Raw genomic sequence first — 22742 nt, 5'->3', positions numbered from 1 at the left:
GCGGGAGTAACCTCAGATGTTAATGGAAGCACATGATTTCAGAGATGAATGCGATGCTTTGTATAAACTGGTTAAACCGATTAAACAGGAAGAATTTGAGCGGATTACGCTATTTCGGGACTGGACAATCAATGATGTGCTTCAGCATCTTCATTTCTTCAATTATGTTGCCGACTTAACCCTCGTCGATGAAGACCGGTTCCTGCGGACTTATGCAGAGTTGAATGCGGAGCGCGAAAAATCCGGTTCGGTGACGGTGGCCACCAATGAGATGCTGAAGGGTCTTAGGGGTCCTGCGTTGCTCGCTGCCTGGCATGATTTTTATCAGGAAATGGCGGAGCGATTTTATCAGGCGGATCCGAAACAGCGGCTTAAATGGGTGGGGCCCAGCATGAGTGCGCGATCCAGTATTTCGGCGCGGTTGATGGAAACATGGGCACATGCGCAGGAAATCTATGACCTTCTTGGCGTGAAACGTCATAATCAGGACCGCATAAAAAGCATCGCCGTCATGGGCATGAATACGTTTGGCTGGACGTTCAAAAACCGCGATGAACCAATACCAGCCACGGCGCCTCATGTTCGACTTACAGCGCCATCCGGGGCGGTATGGGAATGGAATGCCGAAAATGGAAGCGAAAAAATAGAAGGAGAGGCGGCGGAATTCTGTCAGGTGGTCACACAGACCCGCAATATTGCCGATACCGCTCTGGACGTTCGGGGGGATATCGCGGGCAGGTGGATGGAAGTCGCTCAGTGCTTTGCAGGACCGCCGAGGACGCCGCCAGCGCCCGGAACTCGTCATGCTATGAACGAGGGAACGGGGAAAGTTTAATATGGCGACTGGGCAGAAATATCCAAATCTATTTTCTCCTCTTGACCTTGGGTTCACCAGACTGAAGAACCGGGCGTTAATGGGATCCATGCATACGGGCCTTGAGGAAATTGACGGCGGGTTTGAACGCATGGCCGCGTATTTTGCCGAGCGCGCGCGCGGCGGGGTCGGCATGATCATCACCGGCGGCATCTCCCCCAACCCGGAAGGGGGCATGGGGGCTAAATTGGCCACGGCGGAAGAGGTCACGCAACATAGGCTCGTGACAGAAGCCGTTCATGAAGCCGACCCGGACGTGAAAATCTGCATGCAGATCCTGCATATGGGCCCGCTGGCGCGTAACTCGTCTCCGGTTGCGCCGTCCGCCATACGTTCCCGCATTGCCCGGAGCACACCGAGGGAACTGGATGAAGCGGGCGTGGAAAAGCAAATTGCAGATATGGTGAATTGTGCGATCCGCGCGCAGGAAGCAGGGTATGATGGCGTCGAGGTTATTGGCTCCGCCGGATATCTTATCAGCACGTTTCTTGTGGAAAAGACCAACCAGCGCACCGACAAATGGGGCGGTTCTTACGAAAACCGGATGCGTTTTCCGATCGAGGTGATGCGTCGGATACGCGAAGCCGTCGGGTCAGAATTTATTGTGATCTTCCGTGTTGCCGCCATGGATATGCTGGAGGGGGGCATGTCATGGGACGAAATAGTGAGGCTTGCCCAGAAAATGGAGGCAGTTGGTGTTAATATTATCAGCACTCACTTTACCTGGCATGAGTCTTCGGTCCCGACGATTGCAACTATGGTGCCCCGCGCGGCATTTGCGGGCGTAACTGGCAGGCTCCGACGGGAGCTGTCCATCCCGATGATTACCAGCAACCGGATCAACATGCCCGACGTGGCGGAGCAGGTGCTGGCCAATGGGGATGCGGACATCGTGTCCATGGCCCGGCCGATGCTTGCCGATGCCGAGTTTGTCCTCAAGGCGGCAGAGGGTCGCGAAGATGAGATTAACACCTGTATCGCCTGTAACCAGGCATGCCTTGATCATACATTCGGCGGCCTGGAAGTCAGCTGCCTGGTTAATCCGCGGGCCTGCCACGAAACCCTGCTGAACTATCTGCCGACCGAAAAGCCGCAAAATATTGCTGTCGTCGGGGCTGGTCCGGCCGGGCTCGCCTATGCCGATGTCGCCGCCCAACGGGGCCACAACGTGACGCTGTTCGATGCGGCGCCTGAGATTGGCGGCCAGTTTAATCTGGCGAAACGGATACCGGGTAAGGAAGAGTTTTATGAGACCCTTCGGTATTTCAATAAAATGATCGAGAAGCGGGGCATTACGCTGAAGCTCAATACAAGGGTGAGTGCCGATAGTTTAAAACAAGCGGGATACGATACGGTTGTTGTTGCCACCGGGATCTCTCCACGTGTTCCGAAAATTGATGGCATCACCCATTCGAAAGTCGTTAGTTATATCGATGTGATATCCGGCGCCTGCGCCGTCGGTCGCAAGGTGGCTATCATGGGTGCGGGCGGTATCGGGTTCGATGTGGCCGAAAAGATTACCCACGCGGGGACCTCGGCCTCTCTCGATATCGGCGTTTTCGCGAAAGAATGGGGGATTGATTTTGAAAATCATCCGCGCGGCGGCGTCACCGGCGTCGAGCCGATTGTCGCCAAGGCAGACCGCGAGGTGACACTGTTGCAGCGCAAGTCGACCCCGGTGGGGCGCGGCCTTGGGAAAACAACCGGCTGGACGCATCGTATAACGCTCACCCGGCGCGGCGTGAAAATGATCAATGGGGTCGACTATATCAAGATTGACGATGACGGACTGCATCTGCGGATCAATGACAAATACGAGATCATGGATGTGGATACGATAATTGTCTGCGCTGGACAGCTCCCGTTTCGGGGCCTCTATGATGACCTTGTCGCAAGCGGAGTCAATGCGGAACTGGTTGGCGGGGCCTTCGAGGCGATGGAGCTGGATGCAAAACGGGCTATTGATCAGGCGAGCCGGCTCGCCGCCGCAATCTGACGTCCGGCATTTCGCTCCTACATCCCCTGCAATTACGCGGCCGTGCAGTCCACGCCGCCATGACCTCGGTGATGGAGCGGGCCATGAAACGCCCTTCCCGAAAGGGCCAGACCCTAGTTCGGCGAAATATTCATCAATTTCGTAATGACTTTCAGCATAATTTCATCTGCACCGCCCCCGATTGAGGTCAGGCGGAAATCGCGGAATTTCCGTGAAATGGAGGATTCCCACATATAGCCCTGGCCTCCCCAATATTGCAGGCAGGCGTCCATGACTTCCCGTTGCAGCCTCCCGACCTTTAGTTTCGCCATCGACGCGAGTTTCGTGACATCCTCACCGGAAACATAACGCTCGACCGCATGATAGGTGAGGGCGCGAAGCGCCTCGACTTCCGTTTGAAGCTCGGCCAGACGATAGTGAACGACCTGATTGTCGAGAATGGATTTGCCAAAAGCCTTGCGTTGCCGGGTATATTCGATCGTCTCGTTAATTGCTTCTTCCATCACCCGGGGCCCGCGTGCCGCGGCAAACAGGCGCTCTTCCTGGAATTGCTGCATTTGATAGATGAAACCCTTGCCCTCCTCGCCGATGCGGTTGCTTTGCGGGACACGAACGTCATCAAAGAAAAGCTGCGCGGTATCCGAGGACATCATCCCGATTTTGCGGAGTTTATGCTTGGTGATGCCGGGGCTATCCATCGGCACAAGAATAAGCGACTTGTTCTTATGGGCGGGGCCGTCGCCGGTGTTCACAAGGAGGCAGATCCAGTCTGCCTGAAGACCATTGGTGATATACATCTTCGAGCCGGTGATCAGGTAATCATCGCCGTCTTTTCGCGCCGTGGTTCTGAGGCTGGCAACGTCCGACCCGGCCTCGGCCTCGGTAACGCCGATGCAGCCGACCATTTCCCCTTTTATGGCGGGTGTGAGGAAGGTTCGGCGTAATTCATCCGATCCATATCGGGCGAGCGCCGGGGTAGACATGTTGGTCTGGACGCCAATTGCCATCGCCACCCCGCCGCAGGCGATATAGCCGAGAGCCTCGGAGGCGACCGCCTCATAGGAATAATCAAGGCCGCTTCCGCCAAATGCCTCAGGCTTGCTGATCCCTAAAAATCCCATATCCCCCATTTTTCTGAACAGTTCATGAGCCGGGAATATTTCGGCTTCTTCCCATTCATTGACATGAGGGTTGATTTCCGCCTCGATAAACTTTTTTAGGCTTTCGGCAAGATGCTGGTGTTCCTGAGTGAAAAGCATGGTGGTCTTCGCCTTATTACTCCACCGATGTGCCAAAGGCGTCTCCGGCGGGCCCGTTAAAGAGATTGTTTTTTTTGGAATTAAATACTAACATTCATGCATGAATGTTACAAATATTAAGTTATTTAGGCGGTGCGATGCCACTCTCACCGCCATTTATCCAATCTCTGGGACGTAGATGGCACCGGTTGCTGAAAAAACGAATTCTGTCCTTGGGCGACAGGAAAAGCGGCGGCGCGAAACCCGTGCCAAGCTCATCGGAGCGACGATAAAGCTGCTCTATGAGAATGGCACTGTGGGCCTGACCATGGAAGATGTGGCGCACGAGGCAGGCTTGACACGTGGGGCTATCCAGTATCATTTCGATAGTCCCAAATCCCTGTTAATGGCGGGAATTATTGAAATCGCTGGACGGTTGGGGCAGCATCTGGACGTTAGGGAACTGACCAGGCTATCGCTGCCGGACCGGATTGACCGGGTCGTTGAAGATTATTGGATAGGGTTTGGCGGGGAAAATTATGCTGCTTTTATTGAGATCGCTGTTCGCGGACGTCAGGACCCAGAACTTGCGGCTGCGATCACCTCAACGCTGGAAGAGTTGGAACGCGAACGGGCCATTGTCTGGCAACAGGTGTTTGCGGATACGGGATATAGCGCTGATGATATAATATTCTGGCGATCGACCCTGTTGATTACCCTCCGGGGGTTGGCGCTGACCAAGATGATCGGGCGGGAAAGTGAAAAAGTTGCTCCACAAATTGACCTGTTTAAGGATATGTTCAAAAGATACCTGATGAAAAAATAACGTTGCGGGACATGCGTTCAAAAAGAAAGAAAAAGAAAAATGCAGGATTTACCGAAATGTGAGCATTTGCTGCTGGAGGTTATCGGCTCCCGACTAAACCTCACCTTCAATCGCCCGGATCAGCGCAATGCGATAAACAGTAAAATGGGGGCTGAGTTTGCGGCGGTTGTGGATTGGCTGGAGGCATCCAAACTCGTGCGCGTTGTTGTGTTGCGCGGCGCTGGCGGTCATTTCTGCGCCGGCGGGGATATCAAGGAGCGGCGCAGCATGGCTGAGGATACCGTGGAGGGCGGCGAAGACCCGATCCGGGCGCGCAATAAATCCGCAGGGATGGCCTTCTTGAAGTTTGAACATTTGCCGCAGACGACGATTGCGGTGGTTGAGGGTTCGGCCTTTGGCGGTGGTATGGGCTATGCCTGCCTCGCAGATATCACCATCGTTGCTGAGGGCGCCCGCATGGGAATGCCCGAAACAACTCTGGGGGTCGCACCCGCCCAGATCGCGCCTTATGTTGTCAAACGGATAGGGCTAACCCGGGCCCGGCAGTTAGCCCTCACCGGAGAGCGGTTCGACGGGACGAAGGCCTATGACTATGGGATTGCCCAGTATCTTTGTGCGGATAAGGACGTTGACCGGACATTGGCAGAGGTTGTCGAGCGGGTGATGCGCTGCGGGCCCTTGGCAAATGCCGCGACGAAGGCCATCATGCTGAAAGTCGGCTCGCTCCCTGAGGAGGAAATGGTGGGTTTCTCTGCCGAAAAATTCGCTGAACTCAATCGCAGTTCCGAGGGCAAGGAAGGTCAATCGGCTTTTGCGGAAAAGCGCAAACCTGTCTGGCAACTCAACGGCGAAGGAGAGCAGACATGAGTAATAAGACTTCGGAAAAAACTATCCGCATTGGTGGCGCGTCCGGCTATTGGGGAGATTCTCAGGAGGCGCCAAGACAACTGGTCCTTCAGGGGAATGTCGACTATCTGGTTTTCGATTATCTGGCTGAGGTGACAATGTCAATCCTGGTGCGGGCGAAGGAGAAATCGCCGGATGCCGGATATGCGAGGGATTTCGTCGATCTTGTCATGAAGCCTCTTATCCATGAAATCAAGTCTCGCGGTATAAAGGTCGTCGCCAATGCGGGCGGCGTGAATGTCGGCGCCTGCGCCGCGGCGCTGGCGAAAGTTGCCGAAGAGGCGGGGGTTGATCTTAAAATCGGAACCGTGGAAGGGGACAACCTCGCCGAAGAAATTGACGCATTGAAGGCGGAGGGCATCACCGAAATGTTTTCCGGTGCCAAAATGCCGGACGGCATGATCAGCGCCAACGCCTACCTCGGCGCGTTCCCGATTGCGGCGGCGCTGGACGCCGGGGCGGAGGTGGTTATTACCGGGCGCTGTGTTGACAGTGCTGTGACATTGGGGCCGCTCATTCATGAATTCGGCTGGGGGGTGGACGATTATGACAGATTAGCCGCAGGCTCTCTCGTCGGGCATATCCTTGAATGCGGCGCGCAGGCGACGGGGGGCAACTTCACGGACTGGCGGGACACCGTCGCGGGCTGGGATAATATGGGCTACCCTATTGCCGTTTGTAAAGACGACGGCACCTTTGCCATCACCAAGCCCGACGATACCGGCGGCATCGTTTCACGGCTTTCCGTTGGCGAGCAGATCCTCTATGAAATCGGCGACCCTGCCGCCTACATCATGCCCGATGTTATCTGTGATTTTTCCGGTGTGACACTTGAAGAGACACAAAAAGATTGGCTTGAGGTAGCGGGCGTGAAAGGCCGAGCTCCCACGGCAAGCTACAAAGTCTCCGCCACCTACAAAGACGGGTACCGGGCAACAGCGGCCACGATTGTAACCGGGTTCGAGGCGGTAGAAAAAGGCCAGGCATTTGCCGAAGCATTGCTAAAGCGAACTCGCCGGATATTCATGGAGAGGAACCTTGGGGATTACCGGGATACCGCCATTCATATTGTCGGTGCCCAGGCGTTGTGGGGCAATAATGCGGATGAAGCCGCCACTCGCGCACGAGAGATAATGACGCAAATTGATGTCCGCCATGATGAACGAGCGGCCCTTGAGCTATTTTCAAAGGAAACGACTGGCGTCGGCCTTTCGATGACAACCGGCCGCTGTTCGGCGGGCGCCGCTGGACGGCCGAAGATTACACCGGTGGTCGCGCAGTTTGCTTTCCAGATTGAAAAGTCCCGCATTCGACCGACCGTTGTCGTTGCGGGCAAATCAATTGCCTTCGAGATGCCCGTGCCGAGCGCTTTTTCAAAGTTTCCGGGAGTGAAACCGGTGGCTGAGGATAATGCGGCGGTATCAACGGAGGACATGGTCGAGGTGCCCTTGATCCGGCTTGCCGCGGCGCGGAGCGGGGATAAGGGAAATAATGCAAATGTTGGTGTGATCGCACGGTCCCCCGATTATCTGCCCTGGATCAAGAAAAGCGCGACGGCAGAAACGGTGAAGTTATATTTCGGCCATGTGGTGGAAGGTGATGTCACCCGTTTTGATCTGTCGGGCATGAATGCTGTTAATTTTCTGCTGACGAACTGCCTCGGTGGCGGCGGAACATCGACTCTGCATCTTGACAATCTGGCGAAAACATATGCTCAGCAATTACTCGCCTTACCAGTGAAAGTTCCTAGCTCTCTTGCGAAAATACTGACATAAAGAATGCTGAGGTAACGGGGGAAAAAAGGAAGAAATCCATGACGCACCCACTGGAACCGATGTTAAGGCCAAAATCTGTGGCGGTAATTGGCGCCTCCAACACTGCGTCGCGCATTGGCGGTCGGCCGATCCATTCCATGAAGACATTGGGATATAAGGGCAAGATCTATCCGGTTAATCCAAATTATGAGACCGTTCAGGACCTGCCGGCCTTTGCAAGGATTGAAGATGTTCCCCAAGGGATTGACTGCGCGGTCATTGCAGTCCCAGCGAAGGTCGCGGTTCAAACTTTACGCGATTGTGCCGATCATGGCATTAAGTCTGCCGTTATGTTCACCTCCGGCTTTGCGGAATTGAGCGATGATGGGGCGAAAGCGCAACGGGAGATCAGCGCGATTGCCAGGGATAGCGGGATGCGGATTCTCGGCCCGAATTGCCTTGGAGTGTTTAATGTCGATGCGGGTTGGTATGGGACCTTCACCAATGCTCCTGGTATGCTCAAATTGCCGCCGGGCCCGATTGGCATCGTCAGCCAGAGCGGCGCCTATGGCGGCCATGTTTTCATGGTGTCGCAGATGCGCGGCGTTGGGTCGAATTATTGGGTGACGACCGGCAACGAATCAGACGTCGATGTTGCAGAGGTGATCGAATATTACGCGCAGGCTCCGGATGTAAAGGTCATTCTCGCTTATGCAGAGGGGATTAAGAGTAAGGACCGTATTTGCAGGGCATTGGACATGGCGCGAGAAGCGGAGAAACCGGTGATCTTTATGAAGGTTGGCTCCTCGGCCGTTGGGGCCATTGCCGCCGCCTCGCATACGGCATCCCTCGCTGGGGCAGATGCGGTTTATAGTGCGTTGTTCAAGCAATACGGCGTCTATCGGGCGGAAACGACGGAAGAATTTGTCGATATCGCCTATGGCTGTCAGTTCGGAAAATATCCAAAAGGACGCAAGATCGACCTACAGACAATTTCCGGTGGGGTCGGCGTGCAAATGGCCGATGCAGCGGTAAAATATAAACTTGAAGTCACACCGTTGCCGCCACAGACTCAAAAGAAGTTGAAAGCGCTCATTCCATTCGCAGGCGTGAACAATCCGGTCGATTTTACTGCACAAGCTCTCAATGATCCCAGCCTGATGGAAGCCAATATCAGCATGACAATCGATGAGGCTGACTTCGATAGTCATATCGTTTACCTCGCAAGTATTCCCGCATCTCCCTTCACGCGCGACGCCTGCCTGAAGATATTCCAGAATATCCGTACCAAATATCCGGACGAGATCATAATGATGAATATCATTTCTCCCGAAGAGATCATTGCAGACTATGAAGCCCTGAATATGCCTTGCTATGAGGATCCGGCGCTTGCAGTTCGGGCAATGGCGGCGCTTGCACATTTCGGCGAAGTTTTTGCAAGAGGCAGGCCGGATCAGCCACCGGCGTTACCCGCCGACGCCCTGGCGGCCCCAACGACTACAATCGCCGAGCATGAGGCGAAAAAACTGCTTGGCAGTATTGGAATTCCAGTGACGGTGGAGGAACTCGTCCAGTCAGCCAAGGAGGCGGTCACAGTCTGGCAAAATATCAGCGGACCTGTTGTGATGAAGATTGCGTCCCCCGATATTCTCCACAAGACGGAAATTGGCGGAGTGTTGCTCAATCTCAATTCGGCGGATGATATTTCCAATGGTTTCGAGACTCTGATAGATCGGGCCCGCAAAGCGAAACCCGATGCACGGATTGACGGCGTCATCGTTGCCCAGATGATCACGGGCGGCGTTGAAACTGTTATGGGCGTAGTGTGCGACCCCGTTTTCGGCCCGGCGGTGATGTTTGGCCTAGGCGGTGTTTTTGTTGAAGTGCTGAAAGACGTGACCTTCCGGCTCGCGCCCTTCGGTCTTGACGAAGCCCGCCGGATGATCGATGAAATACAGGGCCGCGCGATGCTTGACGGGGTCCGGGGCGCGCCGCCATCGGATATAAATGCCCTGGCGGATGCCTTGTCCCGCCTTTCGGTATTCGCGGCGGAAAATGCCGATAACATTGAGACCATCGATGTTAATCCCTTCATTGTCCTGTCCGAAGGAGCGGTAGCTGTCGACGCCCTTGTCGTACCTAAAGGAATTTAAGATGAGAGCCTATGAAGGTCTGAAAATCGTTGATTTTACGCAAGTACTGGCAGGGCCCGTAAGTACCCAGATGTTCTCTCTTCTCGGCGCCGATGTTATAAAAATAGAGGCACCGGTGAAAGGCGACCAGCTTCGCGCAACCCTTGCCGATCCGGAAATGGCGGCAAAACTTCTTTCCCCTGCATTTTTGACAGTGAATCTGGGAAAGCGCAGCCTTGCACTTGACCTGAAATCGGAAGCGGGCCTAAAAGTGGCCTATAGGCTGATCGATGAGGCGGATGTCGTTGTCGAAAATTTCAGCCCCGGTGTCGCCAAGAAACTGGGAATAGATTACGAAACCTTACGGGCGCGCAATCCGTCGCTTATTTACTGTTCTATTAGTGGATTTGGTCAAGAAGGTCCTCGCCGCGGAGATAAGGCCTATGACTCGGCGATCCAGGCCGCGTCCGGACTATTCAGCCTGAACGGCCATGAGGAAACAGGGCCGACAAAAATTGGTATAATGGTCGTTGATATGATTACCGGGTCTAATGCGGCCTTTGCCATTGCATCGGCAATCAACCGCCGGCATCTTACGGGAAAGGGCCAGTATATCGATGTGGCAATGTATGATAGCGCATTGGTGCTTGCCGCCTCACAAATGGCGGATTTCATGGTTCGCGGCAATATCCCTCCGCTGCTTGGCAATAATTCGCCGACACGTCAGCCGACTTCGGGTTGTTTTGAAACCCTTGATGGCCAGATTTATATCGCAACGATCACCAACGCCCAGAATGAGATTGTTCTTCGTGTAACGGGTCTTGGACATCTACTTGAAGATCCCCTCTATGCCACGTTTGAGGCCCGCCAGCAAAATTCAGAAAGTGGAATGGCATTGATTGCAGAGGCTATTAAGACCAAAACAACGGAAACTTGGGTCAAAATATTAAGCGAGGCCGGTGTTGCCGTTCAGGCCGTCCGCAATTTGTCTGAAGCAACTTCCGATCCACAGTTGACGCATCGTGGGATTGTGGTGGAGGCGGAAAATGTTTTGGGATTTGACGAGGCGCTTCGTCTCATCGGTGTTCCCCTTATCGCCAACGAGGATAGCCCGATAACAAAGACGTCATCTCCGGGCAAGGTCGGGCAGCATACCGGAGAGGTTTTACGGGAACTCGGGTATTCGGAAGCCGACATTACGGATTTTTTAGCCGTAAACGGAGAGTGACGGCGAATTCTGTTTTTATTTTCTATTGCAACAAAGGTTTGTGCATATGATAACCGTTCATCATCTCAATAACTCAAGGTCGCAGCGGATACTTTGGCTGCTTGAGGAATTGCAGCAGGAGTATGCTATAATTTCCTATCAGCGCGACGCGACAACAAATCTGGCTCCGCCTGAGCTCCACGCCGTACATCCGCTTGGAAAATCGCCAGTGATCACCGACGATGACGTATTAATTCATGAGTCGGGCGCCATTGTTGATTATCTCTGCCAAAAATATGGGAATGGTGAGTTCACGCCGGCAATCGGATCGAAGGACGATCTCAAATATCAGGAATGGCTGCATTATGCAGAAGGGTCGGCGATGCTGCCGTTGCTGCTTCGCCTTTATACCAGTCGGCTTGGCGATGCGGCGGCGCCGTTGATGCCGCGGATCGACAGCGAAACATCAAATCATTTTTCTTTCATGAATGCGGAATTGAAAGGCCGGGAGTTTTTCGTCGGCAACTCGCTTACCGGTGCAGACATCATGATGTCTTTCCCGCTTGAGGCGGCGAAAGCCCGCGGCGCCCTTGACCCTTTCCCCCAGTTAGGGGCGTTTATTGATCGTATACAGGCGCGCCCCGCCTATGTCCGGGCACTCAAAAAAGGCGGTGATTATGCCTTCGGCCCTATTTGAACTGGGACACGTATGGCGTTCAGATGACGCCGGGTATCGTGATAATCGGGCGATACTTTTAAACACCGGGTTGTCGGAACGCTAATTGCAGTCTATTTATGCGCTAATGAGCCAGGCCCGGACGCCTTTCGGGCTTTTCGTCAGGATGGGAATTCAGTGTTAGAAAAATCGACACATCGGGAACCGATCTTTAACGTTCCACCGGTTACCGTCTATCTCATCGCGACGATTTTTATTGTTCATCTGCTTGTGATCGTAACCGCGCCGGAAACCCTTGTCTGGGTATATGGTAATTTCTCTTTTCGTCCCGTCGATGTATCCGCCATTTTGGCCGACCCCACGGCGCCCGGACTCTTCCATCTGTTTATTACTCTCAATAGTCATATATTTTTACACCATGACTGGGCACATATGATTGTAAATGCCGGGATGCTGCTGGCGTTTGGATCGATGGTCGAGCGCCGGTTTGGTCGGGTGCGATACCTTATTCTATTTTTCCTGTGTGGATGGCTTGGTGCTTTTGCGGAATATGCCGTTACCGACCCCAATATCAATGTAACCCTTTATGGCGCCTCCGGGGCCGTTTTCGGGACCATGGGCGCGACTGCGATCATCCTGCTCCCGCGGTTTGGATTGCGGGGTGTGATGACATTCATCGCCGTCTTGCTGGGAATTAATTTTCTAATCGGAGCGACCCCCCTTGGCACCCTGCTGGTCGGACCCGGAGCCGAGATTGCCTGGGTCGCCCATCTCGGCGGATTTTTCGCGGGCATGCTATTGGCTATCCTTTATTCCGGTCGTACACAATCAGAGAGACAATAAAAAAAAGCACCTGGCTGCCGGGGAGCGAGAACCAGGTGCTTTTGAAAGAACCCGCCAAAGGCGACGCTCTTACCTCGAACAATTACGACTCGCGACGCCAGATCGGAAATTCTTCATCGCTGGCCGGCTGATAGGTCACGGTCATCTCGTCAAATGCCTTTAACGATGCGGACAGATCCTGGTCATCACGGATTTCGAAAGCGTTTATGCCGCATCGTTGCATATAAAAAAGCTGGTCGCGAAGGACATCGCCCGTGGCGCGTATCTCACCTTCGAACCCATATTGTTCTCGCAGCAAGCGCGCCTGGGTAAAAGCCCTGCCGTCCGCCATTTTAGGAAATTCCAGCACAATGAGATCGAACCGGTTTATATCCTCTTTCAGCACCTCAAGGTTATCAGTGTTGCTGATCCTGACGCCCAGTCCGCCATTGCGGGTGAGGAGGGTATCCCGGGCGGCCAGCCACTCCTCCAACGGCACATAGATATTGCCCGAGGGAAGGGAGCCGCCATCCTCAAGGCCGGTGAAAGGCATCCAGTCGTCAATGTCCGGCTTGCGATCCTTGATGTATTTAACCATAGAGTTTCTCTTTGAAGGGGGCATCGCCAAGCCGTCGATAGGTCATAAGGAAACTTTCTTCCTGTTCCTCGCGGTTCTCGAGATATACCGCCAAGACATCACTTACGGCATCAACAATCTGTTCAGCCTCAAACGCGGGGCCAATGATCTTTCCGATTGACGCATCCTCGCGCGCACTGCCACCAAGGGTCAGTTGGTAAACCTCTGTTCCCTTTTTATTGACACCAAGTATGCCGATATTTGCAACATGGTGATGTCCACAGGCATTGATGCATCCTGAAATGTTGATGCTAACGTCGCCGAGATCGTTGACGAAATCATAATCGTCGAAACGTTTGGTTATCGCCTGCGAAATCGGGATCGAACGCGCGGTTGCCAAAGCGCAATAGTCGAGACCGGGGCATGAAATAATGTCGGTGACGTGATTGTAGTTTGGTGTCGCCAACTCAAGTGTCTTCAATTCCTCCCACAGTGTCGGAAGGTCCCGCAGCTTGACATCTGACAGCACGAGATTTTGCCGATGGGTCGTCCGGATTTGCCCGAGGCTGTATTTGTCCGCCAGATCTGCAATGGCATCCATTTGATCCGACGTCACATCGCCAGGGGGCTGATGGGCTGTTTTCAGCGACAGATAGACAATGCGATAGCCAGGTTGCTTGTGAAGCTCGATATTCTTATCGGCCCAGCGGGCAAATTCCGCATTGCTGAGAAGGATATTTTCAAATTGAAGATCTGTATCCGGCAGGACCTCATAGTCAGGATCCTTGAAAAATTCCTTAATCCTGCTGATATCCTGTTCGCGGAGGAACAGGCCGGATTCCTTGATCTTCTCCCATTCAGCTTCAACCAACTCCCGGAATTTTTCTTCGCCGGTTTCGTGAACGAGGATTTTAATCCGGGCTTTATATATATTATCCCGCCGGCCGAGGGTGTTATAGACGCGAAGAATAGCTTCCAGATACGTCAGCATATCCTGCTTCGGCAGGAACGGGCGGATCACCTTGCCGATCATTGGGGTACGGCCGAGCCCACCGCCGACATAAACCTCAAAACCGGTTTCCTCATCGGGGCCTTTCACCAGCCGAAGTCCGATGTCATGAACGGCCACCGCTGCTCGGTCATGGGTCGCTCCGCTTACGGCGATTTTAAATTTTCGCGGCAGAAAATTGAATTCAGGATGGAATGTCGACCATTGCCGGATCAACTCGCAATAGGGACGGGGGTCTTCCAACTCGTCCCGGGCGACCCCGGCAAGCGGGTCGGACGTCGTATTACGGATGCAGTTGCCGCTGGTCTGGATCGCATGCATTTCAACACTGGCGAGGTCGTCCAGTATATCCGGTACATCTTCCAGCTTCGGCCAGTTATACTGAATATTTTGGCGGGTGCTGATATGGCCATAGCCCTTGTCATATTTACGGGCGATATGCGCAAGTGTCCGCATCTGCTCGGACGATAGCAATCCATAGGGGATTGCGACGCGCAGCATATAGGCATGAAGCTGCAAATACAGCCCATTCCGAAGACGCTGGTGCTTGAACTCTTCCTCTGACAGCTGACCGCTGATACGCCGCTGGACCTGGCCGCGAAATTGCTCGACCCGTTCCAGCAGGAGTTGATGATCCTGCTCTGAATATTGATACATTGTGAACCTTAAAATTAGGCGGCCTGGCGGCTCTCACCTGTGTTTGGTCTCGACTTGTCTTGCGGCAACCTAATCGTCGGCCCCGTCGCCCGAATTTGCTCGCGTTTTGTCGACGCCGTCCATCCATCACCGTCTTTTATTATATCGATGGCATAAGGGGCGACCACGATATTATCCTGCTCCGATTTTTCAGCGGCAATTTTCAGGGATTCGAGAAAATCGCCCTCGCCGGTTGTTGCCTTTTGAATATCAGATGTCCAGGAAAAGAGGCCATCCTCAAGACATAAATACGCAACCTGGCCTTCTTTCAAAAGGGACGCCGTGTAAATTTGCAATGCCATTGCTGCTCTCCTTCAAACTAGGGCTCGCGTTCATAGAATGTTGAGCCGACTATTCATATCCAGTAATTGTAGATAAAATATTGTATAACGCAAGAAAAATGTATTAATAATGTAAATTACAAAAAAATATGTTATTTAAATTATTGCTGATTCGCGTGACGCATGGATACCGCACTCTGTCTTTGTCCTGCCGACCCACCGTCCCGAACGTTCATCCGCGCCTTCTGCCACGCGTGCCGTGCACGGCATGCAGCCGATTGACTTGAACCCATCTGCAACAAGAGGATGAGGCGGGAGATTCTTTTCGAGAAATGCCTGCTTGATGTCGTCATTCGACCAATCCGCAAGCGGATTAATTTTGATAAAATCACTATCTGCCTCTATCACCTGCAGGGCCGTACGGGACGGGGACTGGAACTGCTTGCGGCCGGTAATCCATGCTTTAAAGCCTAAGTTCCCCATTTTTTTCATAACCTTATCAAGTGGGGCAACCTTCCGGATTTCGCAGCATTTATCCGGATCGATATTAAATAGCATGTCGTCGGAGTCGAGGCGCTGCAAGACGCCGTCATCGGGGCGAATAATTCGTACGTCCTCAAGCCCCAAATAATCTGTAAGCGTTTTTTGATATCGTAAGGTTTCCCCGAACAGCCGCCGGGTATCTATAAAAATTACCGGGATGGTGGCATCGACTCGTGAAACCAGGTCAAGGAGGACGGCGGACTCTGCGCCGAAGGACGAGGACAGCATTATCTGCCCGTTTAATTCATTGCCGACCAACGCCTCTATTAGCGGTAATCCGGAAAGATGCGCATATTTTCCTCGGAGAAGAGCGGCCTCAGCTTCAAGTTTAGGAGATGTCAATGAATCGGGCATTAGTTCGTCCATTCAATTTCGAATTATATAACCTATCTATGTTGTATTAAATATAATATCAACTATAAATGTAAAAAATATAAAAATACCATAAAAAACTGTAAAATATAAAATATAAAGACCTACGATATGCGAGACGATTGATTGTTTCTGTTTGTTTGCGCAGACTACGAACAAGGGAGAGGTGATGCGCTATTTTTTGATTATAATGATACTCGGACTGGTCTGGGCGGGGGGACCCGGGGAGACAGCTGAGGCGATGCTGGAAAATCTCACCGCAAAAAATATTTCCAATAATTTTATCATTATAAACGGGAAGGCTATGGTGCCGTTGCAGGGTGTGCGACTCGTAGACCGGAAATTCGACGCCGAGACTTTTCAGGCGAGCCGTCGGTATCTGGAGAATGAATTGTGGGGCAGGCATTTTACGCTCGAAATCGGGACAGCCCCGGATGATCCGTTAGCGCATAATCGGTATGGGGATCCGCTGGGGAAAGTGATTGTCGATGGAAAATGGCTCCAGAAGGAACTTATCGACAAAGGCTATGGATGGTGGAGCGGGGCCGCCGATTATCCTGAAGCGGCGCGAAAAATACTTGTGAACAGCGAAAAAGAAGCCGAAGCTCACAAACAAGGACTTTGGCGTCGTTTTTCTGTTATCGATGCCAATCATCCGCGTAACTCTATCTCGAGAGGAGATTTTATCATCGCGGAAGGCCGTATTGCAGATGTTCATCATACGGCGAAAGTAACCTATCTGAATTTTGGAGATAATTGGCAATCTGATTTTACCGCCGCAATTTCATCCCGGAACAGAAAGCATTTTGAAGCGTTGGGGTGGAAGTTGGCTGATCTGAAGAATAAGTTGGTTCGTATTCGAGGTATCGCCCGGTTCTATAACGGCCCCTTTTTGGAGCTCGACTTTCCGGAGCAGATGGAAATAAAAGAGGTGACAGGTGGGTAGCGCAAGGCAAAGCAAACAGTCGGTACGGCAGCATAGTAGGGCGTTTAGATCACTTCTGGCTGTACCTGCCTTGGTTTTTGGTCTGACGCAATTCGCGCCGGGGGCGTCTGCCGATATATTAGGCGAGCTGTTTTCCGTCTTCGAACCCTCTAACGAAAAAGAGCAGAGCGTCGGGGCCGAACAACATCCCAAGATAGTGGCACAATTCGGCGGCGAGTACATCAAGGAGGGGCTGAACGACTATATCCTGGATATCGGCCTCCGGCTTGCTACGGTCTCGGAAATGAAAACGCTCCCTTGGCGGTTCACGGTCTTGAACACGCCGGTTGTCAATGCGTTCGCCTTACCGGGAGGGTATGTCTATATAACGCGCGGTTTGCTGGCGCTGGCGAACAGTGAAGCGCAGGTCGCCGGTGTTCTGGCTCATGAAATTGGCCATGTGACATCGCATCATAGTTCCGCTAGACAATCCCGGGCGACAGGCATTGGCCTTCTCGGGGCTCTTGCCGGTATTTTAACCGGAAGTGACGTCGTGCAGCAACTGGGCCAGCAGCTCGGGGGAATGTATGTGGCCTCTTATTCTCGCGACCAGGAATATGAGGCGGACCAGCTTGGCGTAAAATACCTTGGTCTCGCGGGTTACCCACGTGAAGCGATGGCTGGATTTCTGAAACGGATGCGCGCTCAGACGGATTATACGCAAGCCCTTGCCGGGAACGAAGGCAAAAGCAGCCAGTTCGATTTCTTCGCCTCCCACCCGAACACGGACGAACGCGTCAGTCGCGCCGCCGCGATGGCGTCAGAAAATGCGGACAATCTGGACCGCGATGAAGGGAATAAAAGATATCTGGAACAAATTAACGGGATGCTTTACGGCGATGACCCGAGCGAAGGTGTCATCAAGGGTCGGGAATTTCTTCATCCCGTTCTGCGTTTTAAATTTATGGCGCCGGAGGGGTTCCAGTTGATTAACTCGACGCAGGCGGTTTTTGCCCAAGATGGCAAGGGCAGCCAAATGGCTTTTGATATCGGCAAAAAAAAGAACCAAAATCTGAATATGGCAGAATACCTGAAAAGCGAATGGCTGGTGAAACTCAAGCCTTCTGATGTTCGAACCCTTGAGATAAACGGGGCCGCCGCCGCTGTGACCAGTCTCGCCGTGGAAAGTAATGGCAAGAGATGGTATTTGACCGCTGCTGCCATTGATTTCGGGGAAAATCGCGTGGCGCGGTTTATGTTACAGTCAGCCTCTGCGGATCAGGGCCTGCAACAGAATTTTGCGCAAAGCTATAAAAGCTTTCGCCGCCTGGATGCCTCTGAGGCAAACCAGATAAAGCCCACACTGATTGACGTTGAAACTGTGAAAACCGGTCAAAGCGTGGATAAACTTGTTGCGGGAATGGCAAATATTGTAAGCGATAAAAAAGCGCTGTTTCTGTTACTCAATCCAGAATTTGTGGACCAAGAACCGACAGCCGGGCAGCTCTATAAATCCCTGCGATATGGAAAATGATTCTTGCCGTTATTGCGGTGAATCTATGCTGATCTCATCATCCATGACGCCATCAAGTGTAAAGCAGGCAGCCTTCAACGATCCGCCATACCCACATCCGCCGTCAATTGTCGCTGTCGAGGGGGTAATCCGAATACCGCCATGGTCGCGGTCATACCCGCGAACAACCAGGCGAAATCCGTCTGGGAGTTTGTCGATGGAGTCAAACCGGCTGTTTCCCCACCAAAAACTGTCGTTTTGATCCGCGATCGGGCAATCGGGGTCGATGCCGGCATGGACAAACAACAGTTCGTTGCCTGCCGTAAAAGCGGCGCGTCGCAAAGACAGTAGTATTTCGGTGTGGCCGGGGTAATTTTTCATTTTTTCGCGCAACCGGTTTGTCCATTTGGTCGTCGCAACAATACCTTCACGAAGGTATTTCCGCACTTCCAGCTCTGATTCGCCATACGCCTCGAGAGTGTGACCGATGTCATGCTTGACCATCCAGTCCAGAACGTCAGAAGGCGTCGAGGCAAGCTGAATCTGGAGAAGTTTGCGCCAGATTTCCTCCTGTGCGCCGCGTAAATAAACGATGTCCTCCGGCGTCATTCCTGCCAGACAAAGGCGGTTAATCCGGAAGGACAAGAGTTCGTCCAAAACGCCCTTGATATCCGGGCCCCGTCCCAGATAATTCCCGAGATAGACTAGCCGGTCACCGTGACGCCAGCGAACGGCGAGGATATCATGCAGAGCAATCAGCGGTGCAAGTTCACCATGAATTGAGGAAACCGCCCAAACGCGGTTCGCATGGGAAATACAGCCAAATTTTTCTTTGTGGGCATGTGCGTTCATAGTTGCTCACAATGAAACCTCATGCGGAGATTGGCAAGTCTTTCGAGCATCATTTAGCGACAAATTTAATAAAAAAGCCCGGATTGCAGTCCGGGCTTTTTCAGGGTTGATATGTTCAGGGTCAGGCGACTTTTAAAACCTTCTGAACTTTTTCTGCGGCAGCATCAGTCTCGATCTGTTCAACGACGGCCAGTTCTCTGGAAAGCCGGACAAGAGCGGCCTCATAAATCTGGCGCTCACTGTAGGACTGATCAGGTTGATCATCGTTCCGATGCAAATCGCGGACAACTTCCGCAATCTGGATCGGATCTCCCGAATTGATTTTGGCTTCATATTCCTGGGCCCGGCGGCTCCACATCGTGCGCTTAATCCGGGCGCGTCCTTTCAGCGTGTCGAGCGCGCTTTTCATCTTCGTTGGTGTAGATAGCGGTCGCATGCCGACATTCTTGGCCTGCTTAACCGGAACGCGGAGTGTCATTTTTTCATGAGAAAAGTCGACGACATAGAGCGTTAGCGCGATGCCGGAAATTTCCTGTTCTTCAATGCTGATGACCTGGCCAACACCGTGCGTCGGATAAACAACGTGGTCCAACGGTGCGAATTCCATTTCCTTAACCATACAATTCCTTCTCATCAACGGTGAAGATTATTCTTCCACGAATGCGCATTGAGCAAAAAAAAACAGCTGCGTGAGCGGCGCTGCGTAGTCAAATTATCTACCAAAAAAAAGCAAACATCGTTTTCAGTAACAGCCCAAGACGCTAAACGCCTTGCCGCTCTGATATTACGGCAAATTCTCATGAACATAGTTTATAGCGGGGAGAATAACACATTTTCCCGCAAATAGCTATTATATTAGATTGTATGGTTTTCGAAAATTACAAGGCTGTTAACCTTGGCCGGGCTTGGCACTGAACTGCTCTTCGAATTTGTTGGGCTTGCCCTGCCATTCTTCGGCGTCTTCCGGCTGCTCCCCTTTTTGGGTAATGTTTGGCCAGAGTTCAGCATATTCCTTGTTAACTTCAAGCATCTTCTCGATGCCGTCCTCGGTGTCTGGAAGGATCGCTTCAGCCGGGCATTCCGGTTCACATACACCGCAATCGATGCATTCGTCGGGATGGATTACCAGCATATTTTCGCCTTCGTAGAAGCAATCTACCGGGCAAACTTCCACGCAGTCCATGAATTTGCATCTGATGCAACTTTCGGTAACAACGTAGGTCATTTTATTCTCCAGACTATTCGAAGGTTAATATACTAAAGGCATGATTTACGGATTATCGCTAAAGACGGATAAAGACAACCCCAAAATTAGGTGCCGGCTAAAAAAATCAATTTGCATCTATCCCGAGGCGGACAAGTACCCGTTTACGGGCGTCGGCACGTTCCCGGTCTGTAACGTAAATAAGGCCTGCGATACGACGGACGAGATTGGCTTCAAATTTGCTGAGGACGCCGTCGGCATACACAATTTCCCAAAGCATCTCAATCATCTTGACCCGTGTTTCAATCGGGAAACTTTCCTTGATAGTTCGCGTAAAGTAGAAAAGCTGCTCGGACTCGGATTGAGCTTTTTCTGCGGCGTTCAGAATTTCGACGGCATCCGCTTCAGACATATTGTAATGACGTTTCAGCACACGCAGAATTGCCTGCCTCTCAACATCCTTGTAGTCGTTATCTGATAGCGCTGCCTCGATCAGCAGGGCGGCCGTTGCAATATATTCTTCGTCATGGTTCTCTGGCTTTTGCGTATTGCCTTCGGACAGGAAGGCTTTCAACAATCCGATCATGAGATTTCCTTACGCGGATGGCATTGCCCCGGTGGACGTCAAACGCGACCGTGACATTGTTTAAATTTTTTACCTGACCCGCAAGGACAAGGCGCATTACGCCGGACCTTGCCCCAGTTATCATTGCCATCCTCGTTACTCGAATCCTGGGAATCGACCTCGTTCTGTCCTGTTACCGGATCGAGGTGAGTGGCCTGCATTTGACTTTCATCAGGTTCCGACCGCTCGATTTCCTGCGCAGGATTCTGAAGCTGAACGAAGGACAGGTAAGTCGTGACCGTTTCGCGTAATTGGTTGAGCATGTGCTGAAACATGTCAAATGCTTCACTTTTATACTCATTCAGTGGGTCTTTTTGCGCGTAGGCACGAAGCGAGACACCCTGACGCAGCTGATCAAGCTGCAATAAATGATCTTTCCATGCCTGATCAAGTATTTGCAGCAATATGCTTTTCTCGACCATGCGCATGATCTCGGGACCATATTTCACGGCCTTTTCAGCCATTTTGCGGTTAGCAGCATCCTTCAGGCGTTCGCGAATTTCCTCATCAGCAATACCCTCTTCCTCCGCCCAGCCTTCTATTGGAAGATCGAGGTTGAGTTTCTGGCCGACGGCTTCCTTGAGACCGGCAACGTCCCATTGCTCAGGGTAGGCCTTGGCGGGGATATGGAGGTCCACGAGATCATCGACGGTTTCATTCCGCATGGTTGTGACGGTCTCCGACACATCCTGAGTATCCATCAATTCAATACGTTGTTCGTAAATGACCTTGCGCTGATCATTCATGACATCGTCAAACTTGAGTAGGTTCTTGCGGATATCGTAGTTGCGCGCCTCTACTTTTTGCTGTGCTTTTTCAAGGGCTTTATTGATCCAGGGATGAACAATTGCCTCGCCCTCTTCGAGACCGAGTTTCCGCAGCATGCCGTCCATGCGTTCAGATCCAAAAATCCGCATCAGGTCATCCTGCAATGACAGGAAGAAATGCGACCGGCCCGGATCACCCTGCCGGCCTGAGCGACCCCGGAGCTGGTTGTCAATCCGGCGAGATTCATGCCGTTCTGTACCGATCACAAATAATCCGCCGGATGCCAGCACCTTTTTTCTCTGCTCCGCGATTTCCGCCTTGATGGTTGCCGCAATTTCGGCAATTCTGGCCTCATCCGTTTCATCAGCGACTTTCGCCGCAATCATCATTTCCTCATTGCCACCGAGTTTAATATCAGTTCCGCGTCCCGCCATGTTCGTTGCGATTGTTACCGCATTAAGACGGCCGGCCTGGCTGATGATCTCCGCTTCCTGCTCATGATAGCGGGCATTGAGAACTTTGTGGGGTACTTTTTGTTCCGTCAGCAGGCGAGAAAGCATTTCTGATTTTTCAATGGAAACGGTCCCGACGAGGACTGGCTGTCCGTTTTTGAGACATTCCTGAATTGTTTTGACAATGGCGTTGTATTTTTCTTCCGCCGTCCGGTAAACCTCGTCATCCTCATCGATCCGGGCGACCGGAACGTTTGTTGGAATTTCGATGACGTCGAGACCGTAAATTTCAAAAAACTCATCGGCTTCCGTCACGGCAGTACCGGTCATGCCGGATAGCTTATCATACAGGCGGAAGTAATTTTGAAAGGTAATTGATGCCAGCGTCTGATTTTCCGGCTGGATTGTGACCTTTTCCCGCGCCTCAAGTGCCTGATGCAAGCCGTCAGAATAACGGCGACCCTCCATCATCCGGCCCGTGAATTCATCAATAA

General features: G+C 52.4%; 21 protein-coding genes. 11 read left to right on the top strand and 10 right to left on the bottom strand.

What is annotated here, in order from left to right; genetic code table 11:
• Positions 1 to 16 precede the first annotated feature (16 nt).
• Entirely contained in the window at positions 17 to 835 is an 819-nt protein-coding gene (locus tag ACESNI_RS01115; protein WP_373084127.1) for a TIGR03084 family metal-binding protein, read from the top strand.
• A 1-nt stretch (position 836) separates the two neighbouring features.
• Entirely contained in the window at positions 837 to 2870 is a 2034-nt protein-coding gene (locus tag ACESNI_RS01110) for an FAD-dependent oxidoreductase (RefSeq protein ID WP_373084125.1), read from the top strand.
• A 113-nt stretch (positions 2871 to 2983) separates the two neighbouring features.
• Here the strand turns inward: ACESNI_RS01110 and ACESNI_RS01105 are convergent, their stop codons facing one another.
• Positions 2984 to 4129: an acyl-CoA dehydrogenase family protein gene (locus tag ACESNI_RS01105; protein WP_373084123.1), complete on the bottom strand. Its 1146-nt coding sequence runs from the start codon at positions 4127 to 4129 to the stop codon at positions 2984 to 2986.
• 178 nt (positions 4130 to 4307) lie between these two features.
• On the opposite strand from ACESNI_RS01105, the gene ACESNI_RS01100 reads away from it, so the two are divergent.
• The 7 genes from ACESNI_RS01100 to ACESNI_RS01070 all read left to right on the top strand — a co-directional run bounded on the left by ACESNI_RS01100 (position 4308) and on the right by ACESNI_RS01070 (position 12452).
• Positions 4308 to 4934: a TetR/AcrR family transcriptional regulator gene (locus ACESNI_RS01100; protein ID WP_373084121.1), complete on the top strand. Its 627-nt coding sequence runs from the start codon at positions 4308 to 4310 to the stop codon at positions 4932 to 4934.
• A 39-nt stretch (positions 4935 to 4973) separates the two neighbouring features.
• On the top strand, positions 4974 to 5801 hold the full coding sequence (locus ACESNI_RS01095; RefSeq protein WP_373084119.1) for an enoyl-CoA hydratase/isomerase family protein: 828 nt from the start codon (positions 4974 to 4976) through the stop codon (positions 5799 to 5801).
• The gene (locus ACESNI_RS01090) at positions 5798 to 7615 is read left to right on the top strand and encodes an acyclic terpene utilization AtuA family protein (protein WP_373084117.1); all 1818 of its coding nucleotides are present in this window, start codon (positions 5798 to 5800) and stop codon (positions 7613 to 7615) included. Before ACESNI_RS01095 ends, ACESNI_RS01090 begins: the two co-directional genes overlap by 4 nt.
• Before the next feature lie 38 nt (positions 7616 to 7653).
• Positions 7654 to 9747 carry an acetate--CoA ligase family protein gene (locus tag ACESNI_RS01085; RefSeq protein ID WP_373084115.1) on the top strand — a complete coding sequence of 698 codons (2094 nt, stop codon included), beginning with the start codon at positions 7654 to 7656 and terminating at the stop codon, positions 9745 to 9747.
• Position 9748: 1 nt separating this feature from the next.
• Positions 9749 to 10954, top strand: a complete 1206-nt coding sequence (locus ACESNI_RS01080) for a CaiB/BaiF CoA transferase family protein (RefSeq protein WP_373084113.1) — start codon at positions 9749 to 9751, stop codon at positions 10952 to 10954.
• Positions 10955 to 11000: 46 nt separating this feature from the next.
• The gene (locus tag ACESNI_RS01075) at positions 11001 to 11630 is read left to right on the top strand and encodes a glutathione S-transferase family protein (protein ID WP_373084111.1); all 630 of its coding nucleotides are present in this window, start codon (positions 11001 to 11003) and stop codon (positions 11628 to 11630) included.
• Positions 11631 to 11786: 156 nt separating this feature from the next.
• Entirely contained in the window at positions 11787 to 12452 is a 666-nt protein-coding gene (locus tag ACESNI_RS01070; protein WP_373084109.1) for a rhomboid family intramembrane serine protease, read from the top strand.
• An 82-nt stretch (positions 12453 to 12534) separates the two neighbouring features.
• Here the strand turns inward: ACESNI_RS01070 and ACESNI_RS01065 are convergent, their stop codons facing one another.
• The 4 genes from ACESNI_RS01065 to ACESNI_RS01050 all read right to left on the bottom strand — a co-directional run bounded on the left by ACESNI_RS01065 (position 12535) and on the right by ACESNI_RS01050 (position 15891).
• Positions 12535 to 13029 (bottom strand): DUF934 domain-containing protein, encoded by a 495-nt coding sequence (locus ACESNI_RS01065; protein WP_373084107.1) that lies wholly within the window; start codon positions 13027 to 13029, stop codon positions 12535 to 12537.
• Positions 13022 to 14674: a nitrite/sulfite reductase gene (locus tag ACESNI_RS01060; RefSeq protein WP_373084105.1), complete on the bottom strand. Its 1653-nt coding sequence runs from the start codon at positions 14672 to 14674 to the stop codon at positions 13022 to 13024. The genes ACESNI_RS01065 and ACESNI_RS01060 overlap by 8 nt, the downstream gene beginning before the upstream one ends.
• Positions 14675 to 14688: 14 nt before the next feature.
• On the bottom strand, positions 14689 to 15015 hold the full coding sequence (locus ACESNI_RS01055; protein WP_373084103.1) for a DUF2849 domain-containing protein: 327 nt from the start codon (positions 15013 to 15015) through the stop codon (positions 14689 to 14691).
• Between the two features lie 135 nt (positions 15016 to 15150).
• Positions 15151 to 15891 (bottom strand): phosphoadenylyl-sulfate reductase, encoded by a 741-nt coding sequence (locus ACESNI_RS01050; RefSeq protein ID WP_373084101.1) that lies wholly within the window; start codon positions 15889 to 15891, stop codon positions 15151 to 15153.
• A gap of 187 nt (positions 15892 to 16078) precedes the next feature.
• On the opposite strand from ACESNI_RS01050, the gene ACESNI_RS01045 reads away from it, so the two are divergent.
• Together ACESNI_RS01045 and ACESNI_RS01040 are read left to right on the top strand one after the other, a co-directional pair.
• Entirely contained in the window at positions 16079 to 16855 is a 777-nt protein-coding gene (locus ACESNI_RS01045) for a thermonuclease family protein (RefSeq protein ID WP_373084099.1), read from the top strand.
• A gap of 70 nt (positions 16856 to 16925) precedes the next feature.
• Positions 16926 to 18368: a M48 family metalloprotease gene (locus tag ACESNI_RS01040; RefSeq protein ID WP_373084097.1), complete on the top strand. Its 1443-nt coding sequence runs from the start codon at positions 16926 to 16928 to the stop codon at positions 18366 to 18368.
• 9 nt (positions 18369 to 18377) lie between these two features.
• On the opposite strand, the gene ACESNI_RS01035 is transcribed toward ACESNI_RS01040, so the two are convergent.
• From ACESNI_RS01035 to ACESNI_RS01015, 5 genes are all read right to left on the bottom strand, one after another.
• On the bottom strand, positions 18378 to 19199 hold the full coding sequence (locus tag ACESNI_RS01035) for a hypothetical protein (RefSeq protein WP_373084095.1): 822 nt from the start codon (positions 19197 to 19199) through the stop codon (positions 18378 to 18380).
• Positions 19200 to 19320: 121 nt separating this feature from the next.
• Entirely contained in the window at positions 19321 to 19818 is a 498-nt protein-coding gene (locus ACESNI_RS01030) for a CarD family transcriptional regulator (RefSeq protein ID WP_373084093.1), read from the bottom strand.
• Between the two features lie 270 nt (positions 19819 to 20088).
• Complete coding sequence (gene fdxA, locus ACESNI_RS01025; protein ID WP_373084090.1) at positions 20089 to 20424, bottom strand: ferredoxin FdxA; 336 nt, start codon at positions 20422 to 20424, stop codon at positions 20089 to 20091.
• A gap of 106 nt (positions 20425 to 20530) precedes the next feature.
• Positions 20531 to 20989, bottom strand: a complete 459-nt coding sequence (locus ACESNI_RS01020; RefSeq protein WP_373084088.1) for a TerB family tellurite resistance protein — start codon at positions 20987 to 20989, stop codon at positions 20531 to 20533.
• Between the two features lie 38 nt (positions 20990 to 21027).
• Positions 21028 to 22742: preprotein translocase subunit SecA (locus tag ACESNI_RS01015; protein ID WP_373084086.1), on the bottom strand; the 1715-nt coding region annotated here is incomplete at its 5' end.

The sequence above is a fragment of the Sneathiella sp. genome, assembly GCF_041689005.1.
Classification (GTDB): Bacteria; Pseudomonadota; Alphaproteobacteria; order Sneathiellales; family Sneathiellaceae; genus Sneathiella.
This window is presented reverse-complemented; position numbering and strand designations above follow the sequence as displayed.